This is a genomic window from Streptomyces sp. NPDC025651 (genome assembly GCF_055558735.1).
The window spans coordinates 75,120-90,237 of the sequence record NZ_JBVHLZ010000004.1 but is presented as its reverse complement, the minus strand read 5'-3'; the positions used below and the strand labels follow the sequence as shown (position 1 = coordinate 90,237).

The window sequence follows — 15,118 nt, the reverse complement described above, 5'->3', positions numbered from 1 at the left end:
GGGATGACGGGAAGCGTCACCACCGCTGGCCTGCGCGCTCAGCCCGGCGCTACCGTCGTGTTCATGGCCAGGCGGACGATCACCGTGCACCATGTGCGGGCCGTGCTGCGCGGCGCCGAGCGGCGCGGGGTGGACACCGTTCCGCTGCTGCGGGGCGCGGAGATCCCGCCGCTGCTCCTCGGCGACGACCGGGCCCGCGTCACGGCCCCGCAGTTCGCCCGGCTCTTCCGGGAGCTGTACCGCGCCACGCAGGACGAGTTCCTCGGCCTCGGCTCCGCCGTCAGCCGACCCGGCACGTTCGCGATGATGTGCCAGGCCTCGCTCGGCTGCCGCGACCTCGGCGCCGCCGTGCAGCGCGGCGTCACCTTCTACGGCCTCTTTCCCGGCGGCCCCGACCTCGTCCTGGAACGCCACGGCGACGAGGCCGTCTTCGGCGTACGCAACGACCTCGAACAGGACTACTTCCTCGCCGAGTGCCTCGTCATCATCTGGCACCGCCTGTGCAGCTGGCTGATCGGCCGCCGCATCCCGCTGCGCTGGGCCGAGTTCGGGCACCCGCCGCCCCCGCACAAGGACGAGTACGAGCTGCTCTTCGGCTGCCCGGTGCGCTTCGGCACCGAACGCACCGGCGCCGGATTCACCGCGCACTGGCTGGACGCCCCGCTGGTCAGGGACGAGGAGGCGCTGGAGGAGATGCTGCGCGGGGCGCCCTTCGAACTGCTCACCCGGCGCGAGTACGGCACGACGGTCGCCGAGCAGGTCCGCCGCGCCCTCGCCAGGGCCCTGCGCTCCTCGCCGCGGCTGCCCTCGCTCGGCGAGATCGCGGCACGGCTCGCGGTGAGCCCGGCGACGCTGCGCCGCCGCCTGGCCCAGGAGTCCACCTCCTACCAGCAGTTGAAGGACGCGGTGCGCCGGGACGCGGCCATCGCGGGCCTCGTGGAGGGCCACGAGCCCATCGCGGAGCTCGCGGCCCGGCTCGGCTTCTCCGAGGACACCGCCTTCCACCGCGCGTTCCGGCGGTGGACGGGCACGACGCCGGGGGCGTACCGGACGGAGACGGAGCGCCCCCGCGCCCCCTCCTCCCACCGCGCCCCCTCCTCCCACCGCTCCTCGTCCTCCTACCGCTCCTCGTCGTCGGCCGCGGAGGCGTCCCCCGCGGAGGCGTCGGACGGCGGCGCGTCCGCCGGGGCGTCGGAGACCGCCCCCGGCCGCTGAGGCCCCGCTCCGTCGAGCCCGGCCCCGCCGAGCACCGCGCCGTTGAGCACCGCACCGCCGCCGTCGACCGCCGTCTCCCCCTCCGCCTTGCCGAGCCGCCTGCTGGTGCGGCCGAGCGCGATCAGCACGGTGATCAGGGAGGTGGACTTGCCCTCGATGCGCCGCGTGTACCGCACGGCCTCCTCGTACGCGGCGTGCGCCTGCGGCAGCATCTCCTGCGCCTCGTACGCGTCCCCCATGTCCTTGAGCACGGTGGCGTACCAGCCGGGGTCGGACTCGCCGTCGATGAGCGCGAGCACGGCCTGGAACGCGGTCATCGCCTCGGCGTAGGCGCCCTCCAGGTCCTGATTGCCCAACTCCACATGGATGAGCGCCATGTTGTGCAGGACCGCGGCCCGCCGGTCGGAGTCCGTGATCTTCGGGACCTCGCGGGCGAGGTCCTCCAGGACCTCCCGCGCCTCGGCCTTCTCCCGCATCGTGACCAGGGTGTTGGCGAGCGCGGTCATCGTGGTGGCGAGGTCGCTCGGGTTGTCGGCCCGCTTCTTGTGCGAGACGGCCTGCCGGAAGTGTTCGACGGCCTCCTTGAGGTCGCGGGCGTCGCGGTAGGTGTCGGCGATGTCGTGCAGGATGACGCCGTAGACGCCCGGCTGGTCCTGGGGGTCGGTCAGGTCGCGGGCCTCGTAGAAGCACGCGAGCGCCTGCTCGAACCGTGCGGGGCGCCGCGGGCTCGTCTCTTCCGGCATGGTGGGGCTCCGTTCGGGGTCGGGTGGTGGGGTCGTGTCGTCTTCCAGGAGTTGGCGGCCGCGGCAGACCAGCAGGCGGGCCAGCACGCGTGCGACGAACCGGGTCTCGGAGTGGGCGGGGCCGAAGACGCGCCGCAGGTCGTCGAGGAGCAGCCGGGAGGCGACCACGGAGCCCGCCACGTCGCCCTCGTCCTCCCACATGTCGGCAAGGCCGTAGCGCACCGCGAAGGTGTCCACGTGGTCGGCTCCGAGCACCCGGTTCATCGTGGCGAGGAGCGATTCGAGGGCGACGAGCGCCTCGCGGTTCCTGCCCGACGCCCGGAGCCAGTGGGCGAATTCACCGAGCGTGGTGAACGTCTCGGGGTGGTCGGGGCCCAGGACGCGCTTCTGGTCGGCGACCAGGTGCTCGAAGGCCGCGATGGCCCCCGCCATGTCACCCGCGTCGCCCCGGCACGTGGCGAGGTTGTGACGGGCCGTGAACGTCTCGGGATGGTCCCGGCCCATCACGCGCGCCCGGTCGTCGATCAACTGTTCCAGGGCCGCGATGGCGCCTGCCGTGTCGCCCGCGGAGCTCCACCACCGGGCGAGGAAGCCCCGGACGCTCAGGGTCTCGGGCAGGTCGTCCCCTCCCTCACGCAACTGCAGGTCGCACAGGAGCCGCTCCAGTTCCTCCAGGGCCCCCCGTACGTCCCCGTTGACCCCGCGCGCGTGGGCCACTTCGTGGCGGGCCCGCAGCGTCACGGGGTCGTCGGGCCCGCAGACCCGCTCGCAGTCGTCGAGCACCGCCCGGAGCATGTCGAGCCCCACGGACGGATAGCCCGAGACCCCCCACAGGTCGCCCAGGTGGATCCGGGCCTCCAGCGTGTCGTGGCTGTCGGCCCCCAGACGCCGCTCGGCCTGCTCCGCCAGGGCCTGGAAGTAGCTCTTGGCGTCCTCGTACCGGCTGGCCGCCATCAGGCTCTGCCCGAACGAGAAGAGCACGGGGTGGGCCCGCTCCCTCCACAGCGCGTCCTCGGCGACGCGCCGCAGGGCGTCCGTGTTCGCGCGCAGGGCCTCGCGCAGCGCGGTGTCACGCTCCACCTCGGGCCAGGCCCGCACCAGCGCGTCGGCGGCCGCCTCCGCGGCACCCGCCCTGCGCTCGGGCGAGAAGGACTCGCGGATGCTGCGCTGCACCAACTGGTGGACACGGACGGCCTGATGGGGCACGTCCGGCACGTACTCGATCAGGTGCATGCCGTGCAGGGCGCGCAGCGCGTCGACGGCGTCGTCCTCGTCCACGGCGACGTCCCCGTTCACGGACGCGTCACCGGCCGGCTCCCGCCCGCACGGTGCCCGCCGGTGCGCGGCGAGGTAGCCGCAGGCCGCCTCCCCGGTGAGAACGGCGGCCGGAATGCCACTGGGGTCCAGCAGGGCGATGAGGTCGAACATGGGGGTGGCGAGCCCCTGCGGCCACATCAGGTCGGCCCGGTCGACGGACAGGGACCAGGTCACGGCCACGGTCACGCTCTGCCCGTCCAGCAGGCGCCCGGGCGCGGGCACCAGCCGGGCGAGGACCCGCTGCTTGCGTCCCGCGAGGCGCTCCCGGTACTCGGCGCAGCTCAGCCCGGTCTGCAGGAGGTACGCGGCAGCCTGCGAGAGCGCCAGCGGCAGGTCGCCCAGGTCCTCCGCGAGCAGGGCGAGGCAGTCGGCGGGGGCCGCCACGCGGCCGCGGCCGGCGGCCCCGCGGTGCGGCCCGGAGAGCACCTGCCTGAGGTACGCGACCGACTCCTCCCTCGCGAACCGGCCGACGTCGATGCAGACGTGCCCTGCCGGCATGGCGTCGCGGCACCGCGTGGTGATCAGGGTTCGGCCCCGGCCGCCGACAGGGGGCAGCAGATCGATGCGCGCCGTCTCCGGGTCCGCGAGGAGGTCGGCGGGATCGGCGAGGTCGTCGAGCACCACCATCCAGCCGGGCGCGCGCTCGCCGTCGCCGCCCGACGGCCTGGGCTCCAGCCAGGCCAGGAACTGTGCGGCGGCGCGCTCCGAATCGGCGTGGACGACACCGAGGATCTCCTCGGCGGCCTGCGCGTACGCGGCGATGACGGCCTTGCGCTTGACGGCGGTGACCCAGACGAGCAGATCGATCTCACCGCTGTGCAGCAGGTCCCTGGCATACCTGGCGGCCAGTTGGGTCTTGCCCACGCCTCCGGTGCCGGAGAGGATCTGGCCGAGCACGGCGGTGCCGCCGTCGGCCGGCGCACGCGCGAGCCGCCTGCCCACTCCGCGCTCCTGGAAGCAGTGCGCCTTCTGGGGCAGCACCCCGACGATGTGCGGGTCGCGCCGCGCGAGCGGCCTGGTTCCCGCCCAGCCGGTCAGCCGTCGGTCGGGTGGTTCCGCGGAAAAGGGCGTTCGATGGTCAGGTGGGCATCACCACCGACGATGAAGCGGTCGCCGTATTCCGTGAGATCCCCCACCACGGCCGTCGCACCGGTCCCGTGGGCGTTCGCCTGCCGGGCGGGCGGCGCGCCTCGGGCGATCATCTCCCGCAACTCCGTGACCAGACACTCCAGTTCGGCGCCCAGCTCCAGGCGCACCCCCTCCTCCAGGTTCTCCAGCGCGATCTCGAACCGGTTGCGCCAGGAGTCGCTCTCGACGTCCCGCAACCGACGCCCCAACTCCCCTTCCACCCCGGCGAGATGGGCTTGCGTGCGGTCGAGCCGCGCCAGCTCCGCCCGTTCGCGCCCCTCGTCCCCGCGGCCGAACCAACGGGCCACCGCCCGCCGCACACCCGCCCACGCGTCCGTGCCCGCGGCCTGCACCACGGCGGCGGAACCCGCGGCCGCCAGCGCTGTCATGGCGTCGTCGAGCATCGCCACACCCCCAGTCGTCCAGAGCCCGCGGCTCCCCCTCTGTGAACGTAGCGCCGGGTCGGCCCGCTGGATACCTGTGGGCCGGTGCCGACACAGCCGGTGGGCCGGTCGGCGGAGTCAACGAAGGTGAGCGTCCCGGTCAGCCCCCCGCCTACTGGCCGGTCACTACGGTCGAAGTCGGAACACCCCAGCCCCTGAGGACAGTTGGGAGAGCCGCATGCACACTCGCACCAGCCTCGGAGCGTGGGCCGTGGCCGCCGCGCTCGGCCTGTCGGCCGTCACCCCGCTCGCCGCGGCGCACGCCGGGGAGCCGGGCGGCGGCGCCGCCGCGTCGCCCGGCGACGTCGTGAGCTCCGAGCCGAGCAGCTTCCACCCGCTGCCGGGCCAGCCGACGAACACCAAGGCCTGGAAGATCCACTACCGCTCGACCACCGCCAAGGGCGAGCCGAACACCGTCTCCGGCACGGTCATCGTGCCCCAGGACGGCAGGAAGGGCCCGCGCCCTCTGATCACGTACGCCGTCGGCACGGTCGGCGTCGGCGACCACTGCGCGCCCAGTGCCGGCTTCCCCAGAGGCACCACCCTGGAGGCCAACCTCATCCAGCAACTGACCCTGCGCGGCTGGGCGGTGGCCGTCACCGACTACGAAGGCCTCGGCACCCCGGGCGACCACACCTACACGGTCGGCCGCGCCGAGGGCCACGCCATGCTGGACGCGGCCCGCGCCGCGATCCGCCTCCCCGAGGCGGGCCTCGGCAAGGACACCCCGGTCGGCATCATGGGGTACTCGCAGGGCGGCCAGGCCTCCTCCTGGGCCGCCGAGCTCCACCAGTCGTACGCACCCGACCTCGACGTCAAGGGCACGGCGACCGGCGGCGTCCCCGGCGACCTGCAGAAGGTCGCGAAGTCCAACGACGGCTCCTACGGCTCGGGCCTGATCTTCATGGCCGCGATCGGCCAGAACGCGGCCTTCCCCGAGCTGAAGCTCGACTCCTATCTCAACCCGGCGGGCCGGACGCTGCTCGGCGCGATGAAGAACACCTGCGTCGCGGACGGCGTGGCGCTCGGGGCCTTCAAGTCGATCGACTCGATGACGACGAAGAACCCCCTGGAGCAGCCGGACTGGCAGCGGCGCCTGCGCGAGTCGCAGGTCGGCACGGTCAAGCCGGACGCGCCGGTGTACCTGTACCACGCGCTCGCCGACGAGCTCATCCCGTACGGCGTGGGCAAGCAGGTCCGCGCGGACTGGTGCGCGCGCGGCGCGAACGTGGAGTGGCACACGGTGCCGGTCGGCGAGCACGTCAGCGGCGTGATCACACAGTCGCCGCTCGCGGCGCAGTGGCTGGCGGACCGGTTCGCGGGGAAGGCGGCGCAGAGCAACTGCTAGTGGGTGTACGGGGGTTGGGGTGCCGTCGAGTCGACGGCACCCCAACCCCCGCGCGTGACCCCTACTTCGCGTACCAGGCCGTGACCTTCCTGGTCCTGGCGTTCCAGGTCAGCGTGCCGCCCTGGAACCACTGCCGCACGTCACCGGCGGCGTTGACCCTCTTCTCGCCCGACCTCGGGTAGCCGAGCCTGCCGCGCTCCCAGCCGCCCTTCTGCCAGGCGGCGCGGAAGGCGCCCCACACGGGGTGCATGCCGGTCCCCGGCGAGTAGTACAGCGAACCGCCCTGGAAGTGCTGGAAACCGCCGCCCTTCGGCAGCGCACGCGCGGCCCCCGCCGGACACTTCAACCGCCCCTTGGCACCACCCAGTTGGTCCCACTTCTTACGGAACCCGCCGGTCGGCATCTTGGCGCACGGCGTCTTCGGCGGCGTGAAGCGGGCGACGAGGCGGTGCCCGGCGTTCATGGCGAGCGACATGTCCCGCGACGTGTTGGAGTGCGGCTTGCCGTCCAGGGTCCATCCGGCGAAGGTGTGACCGGCCGCCGGATAGGCGCGCACGACCACGCGGGTCCCCTTCTTGTAGGGCCCCCAGACGAACGCCCGCGTGGTGCCGCCCTTCGCGGGCGACGAGGACAGGGTGAGGGGGTAGCGGTCCCTGGGCTTGGCCGGGGTGCGGTAGTCGCCCACCAGATGGGTGGTCTCCTTCAGCACACGCGTCTGGTCGTTGTTCTTGTCGCCGAGCGGCTGTCCCGCGTACTTGTTGGTGCGGTTGGCGTACTGGTTGACCTGGGTGCACCACTTCTTGCCCGCGGCGCAGTTCCATTCGTAGGCCATGACCGTCGAATACTTCTGGTCGGGCGTGATCCAGCCGGTGTTGTACGGGTACGTCGTGCTGGGCTTCCCACGGCCGTACTTGTCGTGGGCGAGCGTCCAACGGTCGTGGTCGAGGCCGAGGTTGTGCCCGATCTCGTGGCTGACGCCGTCCGTGAAGACGGCCTCCATGCCCTCGACGGCGAAGCCCTGGTCCTCTGTGCCGGGGCCCGGGGCGTCGGGCCGGTGGGCGACGCCGCTGCCGCCGTTGTCGGCGAGGACCATCACGACGTCCGCGGCGTACTGCTTGCGCAGCGCCGCCGCCTTGGCGCCGATGGTGCGGTCCTTCGGCTCGGAGACCAGGTCGAGCATGGTGTTCGCGTCCTTCTCGGCACCGGCGTTGTTGAAGCCGGTGACCTCCTCGACGTGGACGACGTCGATGCTCGCCCGCACCCCGCTGTCCGACAGGGCGCGGTTCATCCGCGTCTCGATGGTGGACGCGGTCGCCCGCAGGCTCCTGAACTTCCGGTCGCCCCGGGCCTTCGCGGCCTCCTTCGGCGTGAAGAGGAGCAGGACGTCGACGACGGCGGGCTTGGAACGGTCGGGCCTGACGCGGTCGGGCCGGGCGCGGCCGCTGGGAGGCTCGCTCCCCTGCTCCTCGGACTCGACCGTGTCGTCGTCGCCGTCCCTCGGCAGCTTCGAGAGGTCCCACTCCTCGAAGACGGCGGTGCTCGGCCGCCCCTCGGCGGGATGCACGGCGTACGCGCCGCGGGGCCCGAGGTCGGCGAAGCCCTCCAGGACGATGGGCTTGCCGCTCTCGTCCCCGGCACAGGCGTGGGACACCTGGACGCGCACCTGGTGGTCCGGGCGGCCGACCTCGTGCCCCTCCCAGGAGATCGTGCCCTCGCCGTCGTCCATGGAGTGGTCCTCGACGACACGGGCGGTCACGTCGTACGGGAAGAAGGTCAGCTCCGACTCCTGGGGCGGCCCCGCATCGGGCCGGTCGCAGAGGTACGAGAAGTGCTCGCGCCGCAGGTCGACGGTGGCGGAGCGGACGACCCAGGGGTCGGGCTGCGGCTCAGGACCGCGGGGGCGCGCGGCCGCGGTGGGGGCGGCGAGGCCGGCGGTGACGAGCAGGGCGGTGGCGGCGGAACAGAGGATCCGCGGTACGGGGCGGGGCATCCGGAGGGGCCTCCTCGGGGGCCGATTCGGTCAGGTGTCCCCCTCCACATGGGGCGGCGGGAGGGAGGAAGGGAACCGCGGCGCGCGGGGGCCGGGGGCGGATTCACCTGCCTGCGCCCGCCCGCGCCTGTCTCCTGTCCCCCCTCCCCCGCCTGCCGCCGAAAGGGAGTGGTCGGCTCCGCCCGCTCCTCCCTAGGATCTCGGGGTTCCGCAGAACTCGGAGAACCGGCGCAGGGGGAGCAACGATGACCTCACCGTCCATACCGACCGCACAGTCCGCGCCGCCGCTGACGCCACCCCCGAACGACCCCTCCCTCGCGGATCCGGCACCCGGCCCCGACTTCGTCACGCCGGTGGACCACCTCTTCGTACGCACGCACATGGGCGTCCCCGGGATCGACCCCGCCACCTGGACGCTGACGGTGGAGGGCCTGGTGGAGCGCCCCCTGCGCCTGGACCTGCCCGCGCTCCTGGCCCTCCCGGCCGAGCAGCTGACGGCCGTCCACGAGTGCTTCGGCAGCCCCTTCCGCCCCGACACCCCGACCCGCGCGGTGGCGAACGTGGAGTGGACGGGCTTCCCCCTGGCCGCCCTCCTGGACCGCGCGGCCCCGCTGCCCTCGGCCCGGCACGTCGTCTTCGAGGGCGCGGACACGGGCTCCTTCCAGGGGGAGGACGGCCTCGCGTACGTGAAGGACCTGCCGCTGGAGAGGGCCCACCGCTCCGTGTTCCTGGCCCACGGCATGAACGGCGAGCCGTTGCGCGCCCGGCACGGGCATCCGCTGCGGGCGGTCGTGCCGCGCATGTTCGGCACGAACTCGGTGAAATGGCTGACGCGGATCGTCCTGACGGACGAGCGCCCGGAGCACATGTTCACGACGACGTTCTACACGCGGGTGGTGCCGGGCGCCGAAGGGCCGCAACCGGTACGGGAGGTGGACGTCAACAGCAAGATCCTGTCGCCGTCCCCGGACGCGGAACTGACGGGCGGTCCAACGGTGTTCAGGGGCCGCGCCTGGAGCACGACGGAGGTCGTGCGGCTCGACCTCTCCGTCGACGGCGGCCCCTGGGAGCCGGCCACCCTCGACGCCCTCGGCGCCGACCCGACCTGGCAGGGCTTCTCCCTGCGGCGCTCGCTCCCGCCGAGCCCGCACACGGTGCGCTCCCGCGCGACGGACGCGGCGGGGCGGGTGCAGCCGCCGCCGGGATCGCGGAACTCGGTCCATGAGGTGCGGTTCTCGGTGCGCCGGCCGTCGTCCCGCTGACCGCCGAGGGAGCCCTGGCTCAGCCCCTGGGTTCGTACCGCAGCTCGGCCCAGACGGTCCTGCCCACGGTGCGATCGGTGACGCCCCAGGTGTCCGCGAGCGCGTCGACGAGGCGCAGGCCTCGGGCGTCGGCGACTTCGATACGGAGCGTGTCCGATCCTCGGCGGGCGAGACGGGCGCCTCTGGGGGTGGGGCTGAGGAGTTGCGGGGCCGGGTGCCGGATCCGCGAGGGAGGGGTCGTTCGGGGGTGGCGTCAGCGGCGGCGCGGACTGTGCGGTCGGTATGGACGGCGGCGCTGAAGAAGGCGCGGACCAGGCATCCGGAGTGGTACCGGGTCTACGCCAACCTGGAGGCGCAGGCCGTCGAGCTGTACGACTTCAGCACCATGGCCATCCTTGGCCTCCTCCAAATCGAGGAGTACGCGCGGGCAGTCTTCACTCAACGAACTGCGCATCGGGCAGATGCGGACTGTTCAGTTTCAAGTGATGCCCACCGAGCGCGATGAACACCCTTGCCTAGACAGTTCGTTCACGCTGCTGACTCCCAAGGGGCGGGAACAGGTTACGTACCTGGAAACCCATGGGTACCCCCGGTTGATCTCAGACCGACTCGAAGTCGCCTACCCCTGGCGCAAGTCCACCCACAGCGGCGGCGAGGGCGGCACATGCATAGAGCTATCGTCCCGCCCCCACGCCATCCGCATCCGCGACTCCAAGAACCCCGACGGCCCCACCTTCTCCGTCACGCCCACCTCCTGGACGCACTTCCTCACGTACGCCCACAACACCCCGTACGCGCCAGATTCACCGGCACGGCAAGGGAGTTGCTGACCGAGGCGAGACGGTCGCGCGGTCCCTCCGGGCTCGTTCGCACCACCACTTCGGCACCGCAGCCTCCCCCGTACCCCCGCCACCTCGCAGCGAGAGCGAATCAGTCGGCGTTATCGGCCCTGCGGGCCCCGAGGCCCGCAGAACTAGCGTGGCCGAGGGCCCCGGGGAGCCGCCCCGAGGCCGGAGCGAGGGGGTACGACATGGCGAACGCGGACTTCCATCCCAGGACGTGGATCCGGCGGAACCAGGCCTGGACTTCCGGTGACGGCGACACCCTTCTGCGCCTTCAGGAGGACGGCAACTTCGTCGTCTACCGCAACGGCAAGGCGGCCTGGCAGGCCGAGGGCGTCTATCCGGACGGCGACACCGCCGCCTTCGAGACGGACGGCGTGCTCGCCGTCTACAACGCCACCGGCAAGCGGATCTGGCACTCCGACACGGCAGGCAACTTCGGCGCGACGCTCTCCGTGCAGGACGACGGCAACATCGTGATCTACGACTCCACCGGCAAGCCGATCTGGGCGACCAACACCTCGGGCTGAGCCACAGATCCTCACGTGAGCCGACCCTGAAGCGGCACCATCGCCTCCGCCACGGCGAGGGCGCGGACGGCCTCTTCGCGGACCTCCGGGTCGGCGTCGGCCCCGGTCCGCTCGTGGAGCAGGGGCAGCGTCGCCGGGTGCGTGGGCCAGCCGAAGGCCAGCACACGGAGCCCGGCGATGCGGACGTCGGCCGAGGGGTCGGCCACGGCCCGGTCGCGTGCCGCTTCGGCGGTGGTGTCGTCCGGGTCGACCACCGCCAGCCAACGCAGCGCCGAGCGGCGGATCTTGGGCTCGGCGTCGGTGAGGGCGCGGTCGCGCAGGAGGTCGCGTGTGCCGGGGTCCGCACCGCGCCGGGCACCGAGCAGGGTGAGGGCGAGACGGCGTACGCCCTCGTCGGGATCCGCGGTCGCGAGACCGGCGATGGTCTCCCATCCGCCGACCGCCGACTCGGGGAGGCAGCCGAACGCCTCCAGAGCCGCGCGCCGGACCGGGGCGGCCGGGTCCTCGACGGCGCGGGTGCGGAGGAACTCCCCCGCATCGTCCCGACCGGCCAGCAGCCACGCGGCTTCCGCCCGGACCACCTGGTCCGGGTCCTCGACGGCGCGCTCCCTGATCAGCCGCCACGTGGCGGGGTCCGCGACCCGGAACCGGGCCAGCTGGTCCAAGGCCTCCTCGCGGGTGGCACAGTCGGGCGCCTCCACCGCCAGCTCCCTGGCCAACTCCCAGGTGCTCTCATCGGTGTGGCAGAGCTGCGTGAACTGACGCAGGGCGGCGGCACGGGTGCTGCCACGGGGCTCGTCGAGCACTCGTTCGCGCAGCAGTTCCCGCGCGGCGGCCTCGTCCCCGGCGTGGTCCCCCACGACGTGCAGCGCGAAACTGCGCAGCCCCCCGTCCTGGTCGTGCAGCACGCAATGGCGCAGCACTTCCCACGCAGGATCACCCTCGTCGAAGCCCAGGCTCCACACCCGCAGAACACTCAGACGTACGTACACGGAAGGGTCGTGACGCAGACGGTCGTACGCCAGCTCACGGGCCCGGGGATCACCGCGCCAGCCGACCAGCATGAAGTCGAGCACCCCTCCCCGGACGAGCTCGGCGGGATCGGAGACGGCACGGTCGTACAGCAACTCGACGGTGGCGGGCTCCTCGCCCCAGCCGTGGTGCAGCACGAGCAGCGCCGTGCGCCGGACGTGGGACGCGGAGTCGTGGACGGCCGCGTCGGCGATCAGCGCGCGCGTGGCAGGATCCGGCTGCCACTGCAGATACAGCGCCTCCAGGGCTGCGGACCGCACGCCCGGCTCCGATGCGGACGCGGCCTCGGCCCTGACCAGCCGCAGTGTCTCCTCGTCATCGACCCGCAACCGGGCCAGCAGACGCAACGCCTCCGCGCGAACCAGCCGATGCGGATCGGCCGTCGCACGGTCCCGGATCAGGGCGACCGTCTCGGCCTCGTCGTACGACAGGTCGGCCGCGAGCGCCGACAGCGTGGCCTCGCGCACCCACTCGCTCGGGTCGGCGACCGCCCGCTCCCTCACAAGATCGCGCGTGGCGGCCTCGTCCCAGCGGTGCTTGATCAGGAGCTGCAGAGCGGACTTCCGGCTCTCCGAGGCTCGGTCGGCGACGGCCCGCCCGCGGATCATCTCCCAGGTGGCGGCCTCGCCGCCCCACCGCCTCGCCAACTGCTCCATGGCCTCGACCTGCACCTCCGGAGTGTGGCCGTGCACTGCCATGACCCGGTGCGGCGCGTCTCCCGCGTACAGCGCGCAGGCGATGCGTACGGACAGCTCCGCTGCGCGCGCGTACTGCCCCCGCAGATGGAACCACCGCAGGAGACGCGGCCGCCCGCTCCAGTGGGGCGCGAAGGAACCGAACGCGGCGATGGCATCGGCCAGTTCGGGCAGGCGGTGGCTGTCGGGCTCCACCGCCTCCAGCTCCGCGATCACCGCGTCGACGACCGCCCGGCTCTGCGCCGCGAGCGGCCCGATCCGCCGCACCTCGGCCAGCGCCCGCACAGCAAGCACGAGGCACCGCATGTCGTCCCAGTCGCTCCGGTGCCGGTGCAGTTCAAGGAGCCGGTCGATCGCCGCCGCGGCCTCCGGCTCCCCGATCTGCCCGACCAGGAGCAGCAGCACCTCGTGCCATGCCGGGTCGTCGGCGTGCCGCGCGAAGATCTCCTCGACGAACTCCCTCTGCCCCCACTCGCGGTAGCGCGTGTACCGCCGGTCGATGTCCTCCGCCGCCAAGTACTCCAGGAACGCCCGGTGCACGAACCCGTACACCCCGCCCCCGTAGTGGCTCAGGATGAAGTTCCGCTCCCTGAACTGCCGGACCATGGTCCGCGCCGCCGACACCGCCTGCGGTACGGGCAGTTCGTACTGCTGGCACAGGTACTCCCTGAACGCGACGAGGAGTTCGTCCGTGTGGATGTGGTTGCCCGCGATGCCGCCCCTGCCGTCCTGCATGCGGCGCGCGACGAGGCGGAGCAGCTCGTGCCGGTCCTCGTCGCCGAGGTACGACAGGGCCTCGGCGTCGGCCGGCACCCGCAGGTGCTTGGCGTGCTCGTCCCAGTGGGCGACGAGGACGGCGACCGCGTGCCGGTAGACGCCCTGCCGGTCGCGGGGCAGCTCCCTGCGGCGGCCGATGATGGCCAGGATCGTCAACAGGAGGGGGTTGCCCGCGAGTTCGCGTACGGGGCGCGAGTGGTCGACCGCCTCCCTGAGCCGTCGGCACAGCCGCTCGGCGCGCTCGACGTCGTGCGGGCACGCGGTCGCGTACCACTGGCGGGCGAAGCGGCCGATCTGCGCGACGCTCAGGTCCTGGATCATGTGGTGCGCGAAGTCGGCGCGCTCCAGGACGCCGCGCCGGTAGCCGATGACGCGCGAGGTCACGATCACCCGCACCCCGGCCGTCCGGTGGCGGCTCGCGAAGTCGGCGATGCGGTGGCTGACCTGCTCGCGCGCGGCGGGGTCGAAGAGCTCGTCGAGCCCGTCGAAGACGGCCACCACCCGCCCCTCGGCGAGGAGTTGGCCGAGCACCGCGCGGGGCGGCGCGAGCCCCTTGGTCGTGTGCAGGTGGTCGAAGAAGTCCTCGAAGGTACGGTCGCGCCAGGGCTCCGCGGCGTACTCCCGCAGCGCCACCACCAGTGGGACGCGGCCCTCCAGCAGGCCGAGAGGCCCCGGCGGCACGCCTCCCGTGAGCGCCAGCGCCACGTGGTGCGCCAGCGTCGACTTGCCCGCGCCGGGGTCGCCGAGCAGGACCGTCCGGTCCGCGTCGGGGGCGGCGAGGACGTCGAGGACCTCCCTCACGGGGCGTTCCAGGTAGGCCCGCCGGGCGCGCTCCAGCGTCTGCGGGTCGAGCTCAAGGCCAGGCGGCAGCAGATCCGCGGGCCATTCCCCCGACTCCATGAGGCGGTTGACGATGTCGCGCGGCAGCTCGACCGGCGGCGGGTCGGCCCGCACGAGCGGCGGCACGAACACCGCGCTCAGCTCGACCGGCGGGTGATCGCCCTCCTCCGTGGGGATCAGGACCTCCAGGTCGAGGCGGCCGTAGCACTCGCGGACACGGGTGGCGTACTGCGCCAGCGCGGCGTCGACCTCTTCGGGGGAGGCCTGGGGCGGTCCGGCGGGTGGCGGCTCGACCTGCTGCACGATGAATTGCCGCTCGACGTGCGTGTGCGTGACGCTGCTGTACGGGCCGATGGCGTTGCCGGTGACGGCACCTCCGGCGCCGATCGCCCCGTCACCGCGTACGTCGACTCGCTGCCGTCGGGCCTGACGAGCGTCCCCCGCGCCGTCACCATCTGCCGCCGAACTCATCGTGTCTCGGCCTCGCTTCCGTCGCCGAACGCGTTCCCGCGTACGCTGCCGTCGGACGCCACGGCTCCGTCGCCGCGGGCGGAGACGGTGCCACCGGGTGAGCGTCGGCCCGACGGCGGCTGCGGGCCGCCGACCGCCCTGCTCCTCTCCCCGAACGCGTTCCCCGACACGTCCCCGCGCGCCGCCACCGCGCCCCGCCCCCGGGCCCGTACGACATGAACCTCATGGCCACCACCTGGCTGCGCCAACGCATAGGCGGAGAAGCCCAGTCCGACCAGACCCGCGACCGCCCCCACGACGCTCGCCGCCCGGTCGGCGGTGTCCAGGTCCACCAGGACCGCCACCAGCGTCAGCCCGACCGCGACCAACGCGCCCACCACGGCGACGGTCCACATCACGGCCCGCCGGGTCCCGGACATGACCGCCACCCCGATTCCGCACGTACGCCTACAGCCGACGCTCCGAACGTAGCGCGACCGGCGCCC

Annotated in this window: 11 protein-coding genes and 1 pseudogene; 7 read left to right on the top strand and 5 right to left on the bottom strand. The window is 73.1% G+C overall.

Features of this window, described 5'->3' with window-relative positions; translation table 11 throughout:
* Nucleotides 1–63 precede the first annotated feature (63 nt).
* A complete protein-coding gene (locus ACZ4D5_RS16685; RefSeq protein WP_467773119.1) occupies nt 64–1,215 on the top strand; it encodes an AraC family transcriptional regulator in 1,152 nt (383 codons plus the stop codon).
* Here ACZ4D5_RS16685 and ACZ4D5_RS16680 read toward each other — a convergent pair.
* Together ACZ4D5_RS16680 and ACZ4D5_RS16675 are read right to left on the bottom strand one after the other, a co-directional pair.
* Complete coding sequence (locus tag ACZ4D5_RS16680; RefSeq protein WP_467773118.1) at nt 1,119–4,256, bottom strand: tetratricopeptide repeat protein; 3,138 nt, start codon at nt 4,254–4,256, stop codon at nt 1,119–1,121. The genes ACZ4D5_RS16685 and ACZ4D5_RS16680 overlap by 97 nt on opposite strands.
* A gap of 53 nt (nt 4,257–4,309) precedes the next feature.
* Nucleotides 4,310–4,807 (bottom strand): hypothetical protein, encoded by a 498-nt coding sequence (locus ACZ4D5_RS16675; RefSeq protein WP_467773117.1) that lies wholly within the window; start codon nt 4,805–4,807, stop codon nt 4,310–4,312.
* A gap of 217 nt (nt 4,808–5,024) precedes the next feature.
* Here ACZ4D5_RS16675 and ACZ4D5_RS16670 point away from each other — a divergent pair, with 217 nt between their 5' ends.
* Nucleotides 5,025–6,194 carry a lipase family protein gene (locus tag ACZ4D5_RS16670; protein ID WP_467773116.1) on the top strand — a complete coding sequence of 390 codons (1,170 nt, stop codon included), beginning with the start codon at nt 5,025–5,027 and terminating at the stop codon, nt 6,192–6,194.
* 61 nt (nt 6,195–6,255) lie between these two features.
* Here ACZ4D5_RS16670 and ACZ4D5_RS16665 read toward each other — a convergent pair whose 3' ends face one another.
* Nucleotides 6,256–8,184, bottom strand: coding sequence for an InlB B-repeat-containing protein (locus ACZ4D5_RS16665; RefSeq protein WP_467773115.1), 1,929 nt, complete (start codon nt 8,182–8,184; stop codon nt 6,256–6,258).
* A gap of 245 nt (nt 8,185–8,429) precedes the next feature.
* Between ACZ4D5_RS16665 and ACZ4D5_RS16660 the strand changes: the two genes are divergently transcribed.
* The 5 genes and pseudogenes from ACZ4D5_RS16660 to ACZ4D5_RS16640 all read left to right on the top strand — a co-directional run bounded on the left by ACZ4D5_RS16660 (nt 8,430) and on the right by ACZ4D5_RS16640 (nt 10,818).
* Nucleotides 8,430–9,446: a molybdopterin-dependent oxidoreductase gene (locus ACZ4D5_RS16660; protein ID WP_467773114.1), complete on the top strand. Its 1,017-nt coding sequence runs from the start codon at nt 8,430–8,432 to the stop codon at nt 9,444–9,446.
* On the top strand, nt 9,406–9,951 hold the full coding sequence (locus ACZ4D5_RS16655; RefSeq protein WP_467773113.1) for a Scr1 family TA system antitoxin-like transcriptional regulator: 546 nt from the start codon (nt 9,406–9,408) through the stop codon (nt 9,949–9,951). The genes ACZ4D5_RS16660 and ACZ4D5_RS16655 overlap by 41 nt, the downstream gene beginning before the upstream one ends.
* Nucleotides 9,908–10,009: pseudogene (locus ACZ4D5_RS16650) on the top strand (transcriptional regulator); the annotation flags it as partial. The gene ACZ4D5_RS16655 and the pseudogene ACZ4D5_RS16650, both read left to right, overlap by 44 nt.
* Nucleotides 10,010–10,039: 30 nt before the next feature.
* On the top strand, nt 10,040–10,276 hold the full coding sequence (locus tag ACZ4D5_RS16645) for a DUF397 domain-containing protein (RefSeq protein ID WP_467773570.1): 237 nt from the start codon (nt 10,040–10,042) through the stop codon (nt 10,274–10,276).
* Between the two features lie 200 nt (nt 10,277–10,476).
* On the top strand, nt 10,477–10,818 hold the full coding sequence (locus ACZ4D5_RS16640) for a hypothetical protein (RefSeq protein ID WP_467773112.1): 342 nt from the start codon (nt 10,477–10,479) through the stop codon (nt 10,816–10,818).
* 11 nt (nt 10,819–10,829) lie between these two features.
* On the opposite strand, the gene ACZ4D5_RS16635 is transcribed toward ACZ4D5_RS16640, so the two are convergent.
* Together ACZ4D5_RS16635 and ACZ4D5_RS16630 are read right to left on the bottom strand one after the other, a co-directional pair.
* Nucleotides 10,830–14,633 (bottom strand): NACHT domain-containing protein, encoded by a 3,804-nt coding sequence (locus ACZ4D5_RS16635; protein WP_467773111.1) that lies wholly within the window; start codon nt 14,631–14,633, stop codon nt 10,830–10,832.
* Nucleotides 14,630–15,052, bottom strand: a complete 423-nt coding sequence (locus ACZ4D5_RS16630) for a hypothetical protein (protein WP_467773110.1) — start codon at nt 15,050–15,052, stop codon at nt 14,630–14,632. The genes ACZ4D5_RS16635 and ACZ4D5_RS16630 overlap by 4 nt, the downstream gene beginning before the upstream one ends.
* Nucleotides 15,053–15,118 lie beyond the last annotated feature (66 nt).

Bases quoted from the DNA above. Each gene is read 5' to 3' on its own strand.
- ACZ4D5_RS16655 (WP_467773113.1), top strand. From the start codon at position 9,406: ATGAGGTGCGGTTCTCGGTGCGCCGGCCGTCGTCCCGCTGACCGCCGA.
- ACZ4D5_RS16675 (WP_467773117.1), bottom strand. From the start codon at position 4,807: ATGCTCGACGACGCCATGACAGCGCTGGCGGCCGCGGGTTCCGCCGCC.
- ACZ4D5_RS16665 (WP_467773115.1), bottom strand. From the start codon at position 8,184: ATGCCCCGCCCCGTACCGCGGATCCTCTGTTCCGCCGCCACCGCCCTG.
- ACZ4D5_RS16670 (WP_467773116.1), top strand. From the start codon at position 5,025: ATGCACACTCGCACCAGCCTCGGAGCGTGGGCCGTGGCCGCCGCGCTC.
- ACZ4D5_RS16640 (WP_467773112.1), top strand. From the start codon at position 10,477: ATGGCGAACGCGGACTTCCATCCCAGGACGTGGATCCGGCGGAACCAG.
- ACZ4D5_RS16685 (WP_467773119.1), top strand. From the start codon at position 64: ATGGCCAGGCGGACGATCACCGTGCACCATGTGCGGGCCGTGCTGCGC.
- ACZ4D5_RS16630 (WP_467773110.1), bottom strand. From the start codon at position 15,052: ATGTCCGGGACCCGGCGGGCCGTGATGTGGACCGTCGCCGTGGTGGGC.
- ACZ4D5_RS16635 (WP_467773111.1), bottom strand. From the start codon at position 14,633: ATGAGTTCGGCGGCAGATGGTGACGGCGCGGGGGACGCTCGTCAGGCC.
- ACZ4D5_RS16660 (WP_467773114.1), top strand. From the start codon at position 8,430: ATGACCTCACCGTCCATACCGACCGCACAGTCCGCGCCGCCGCTGACG.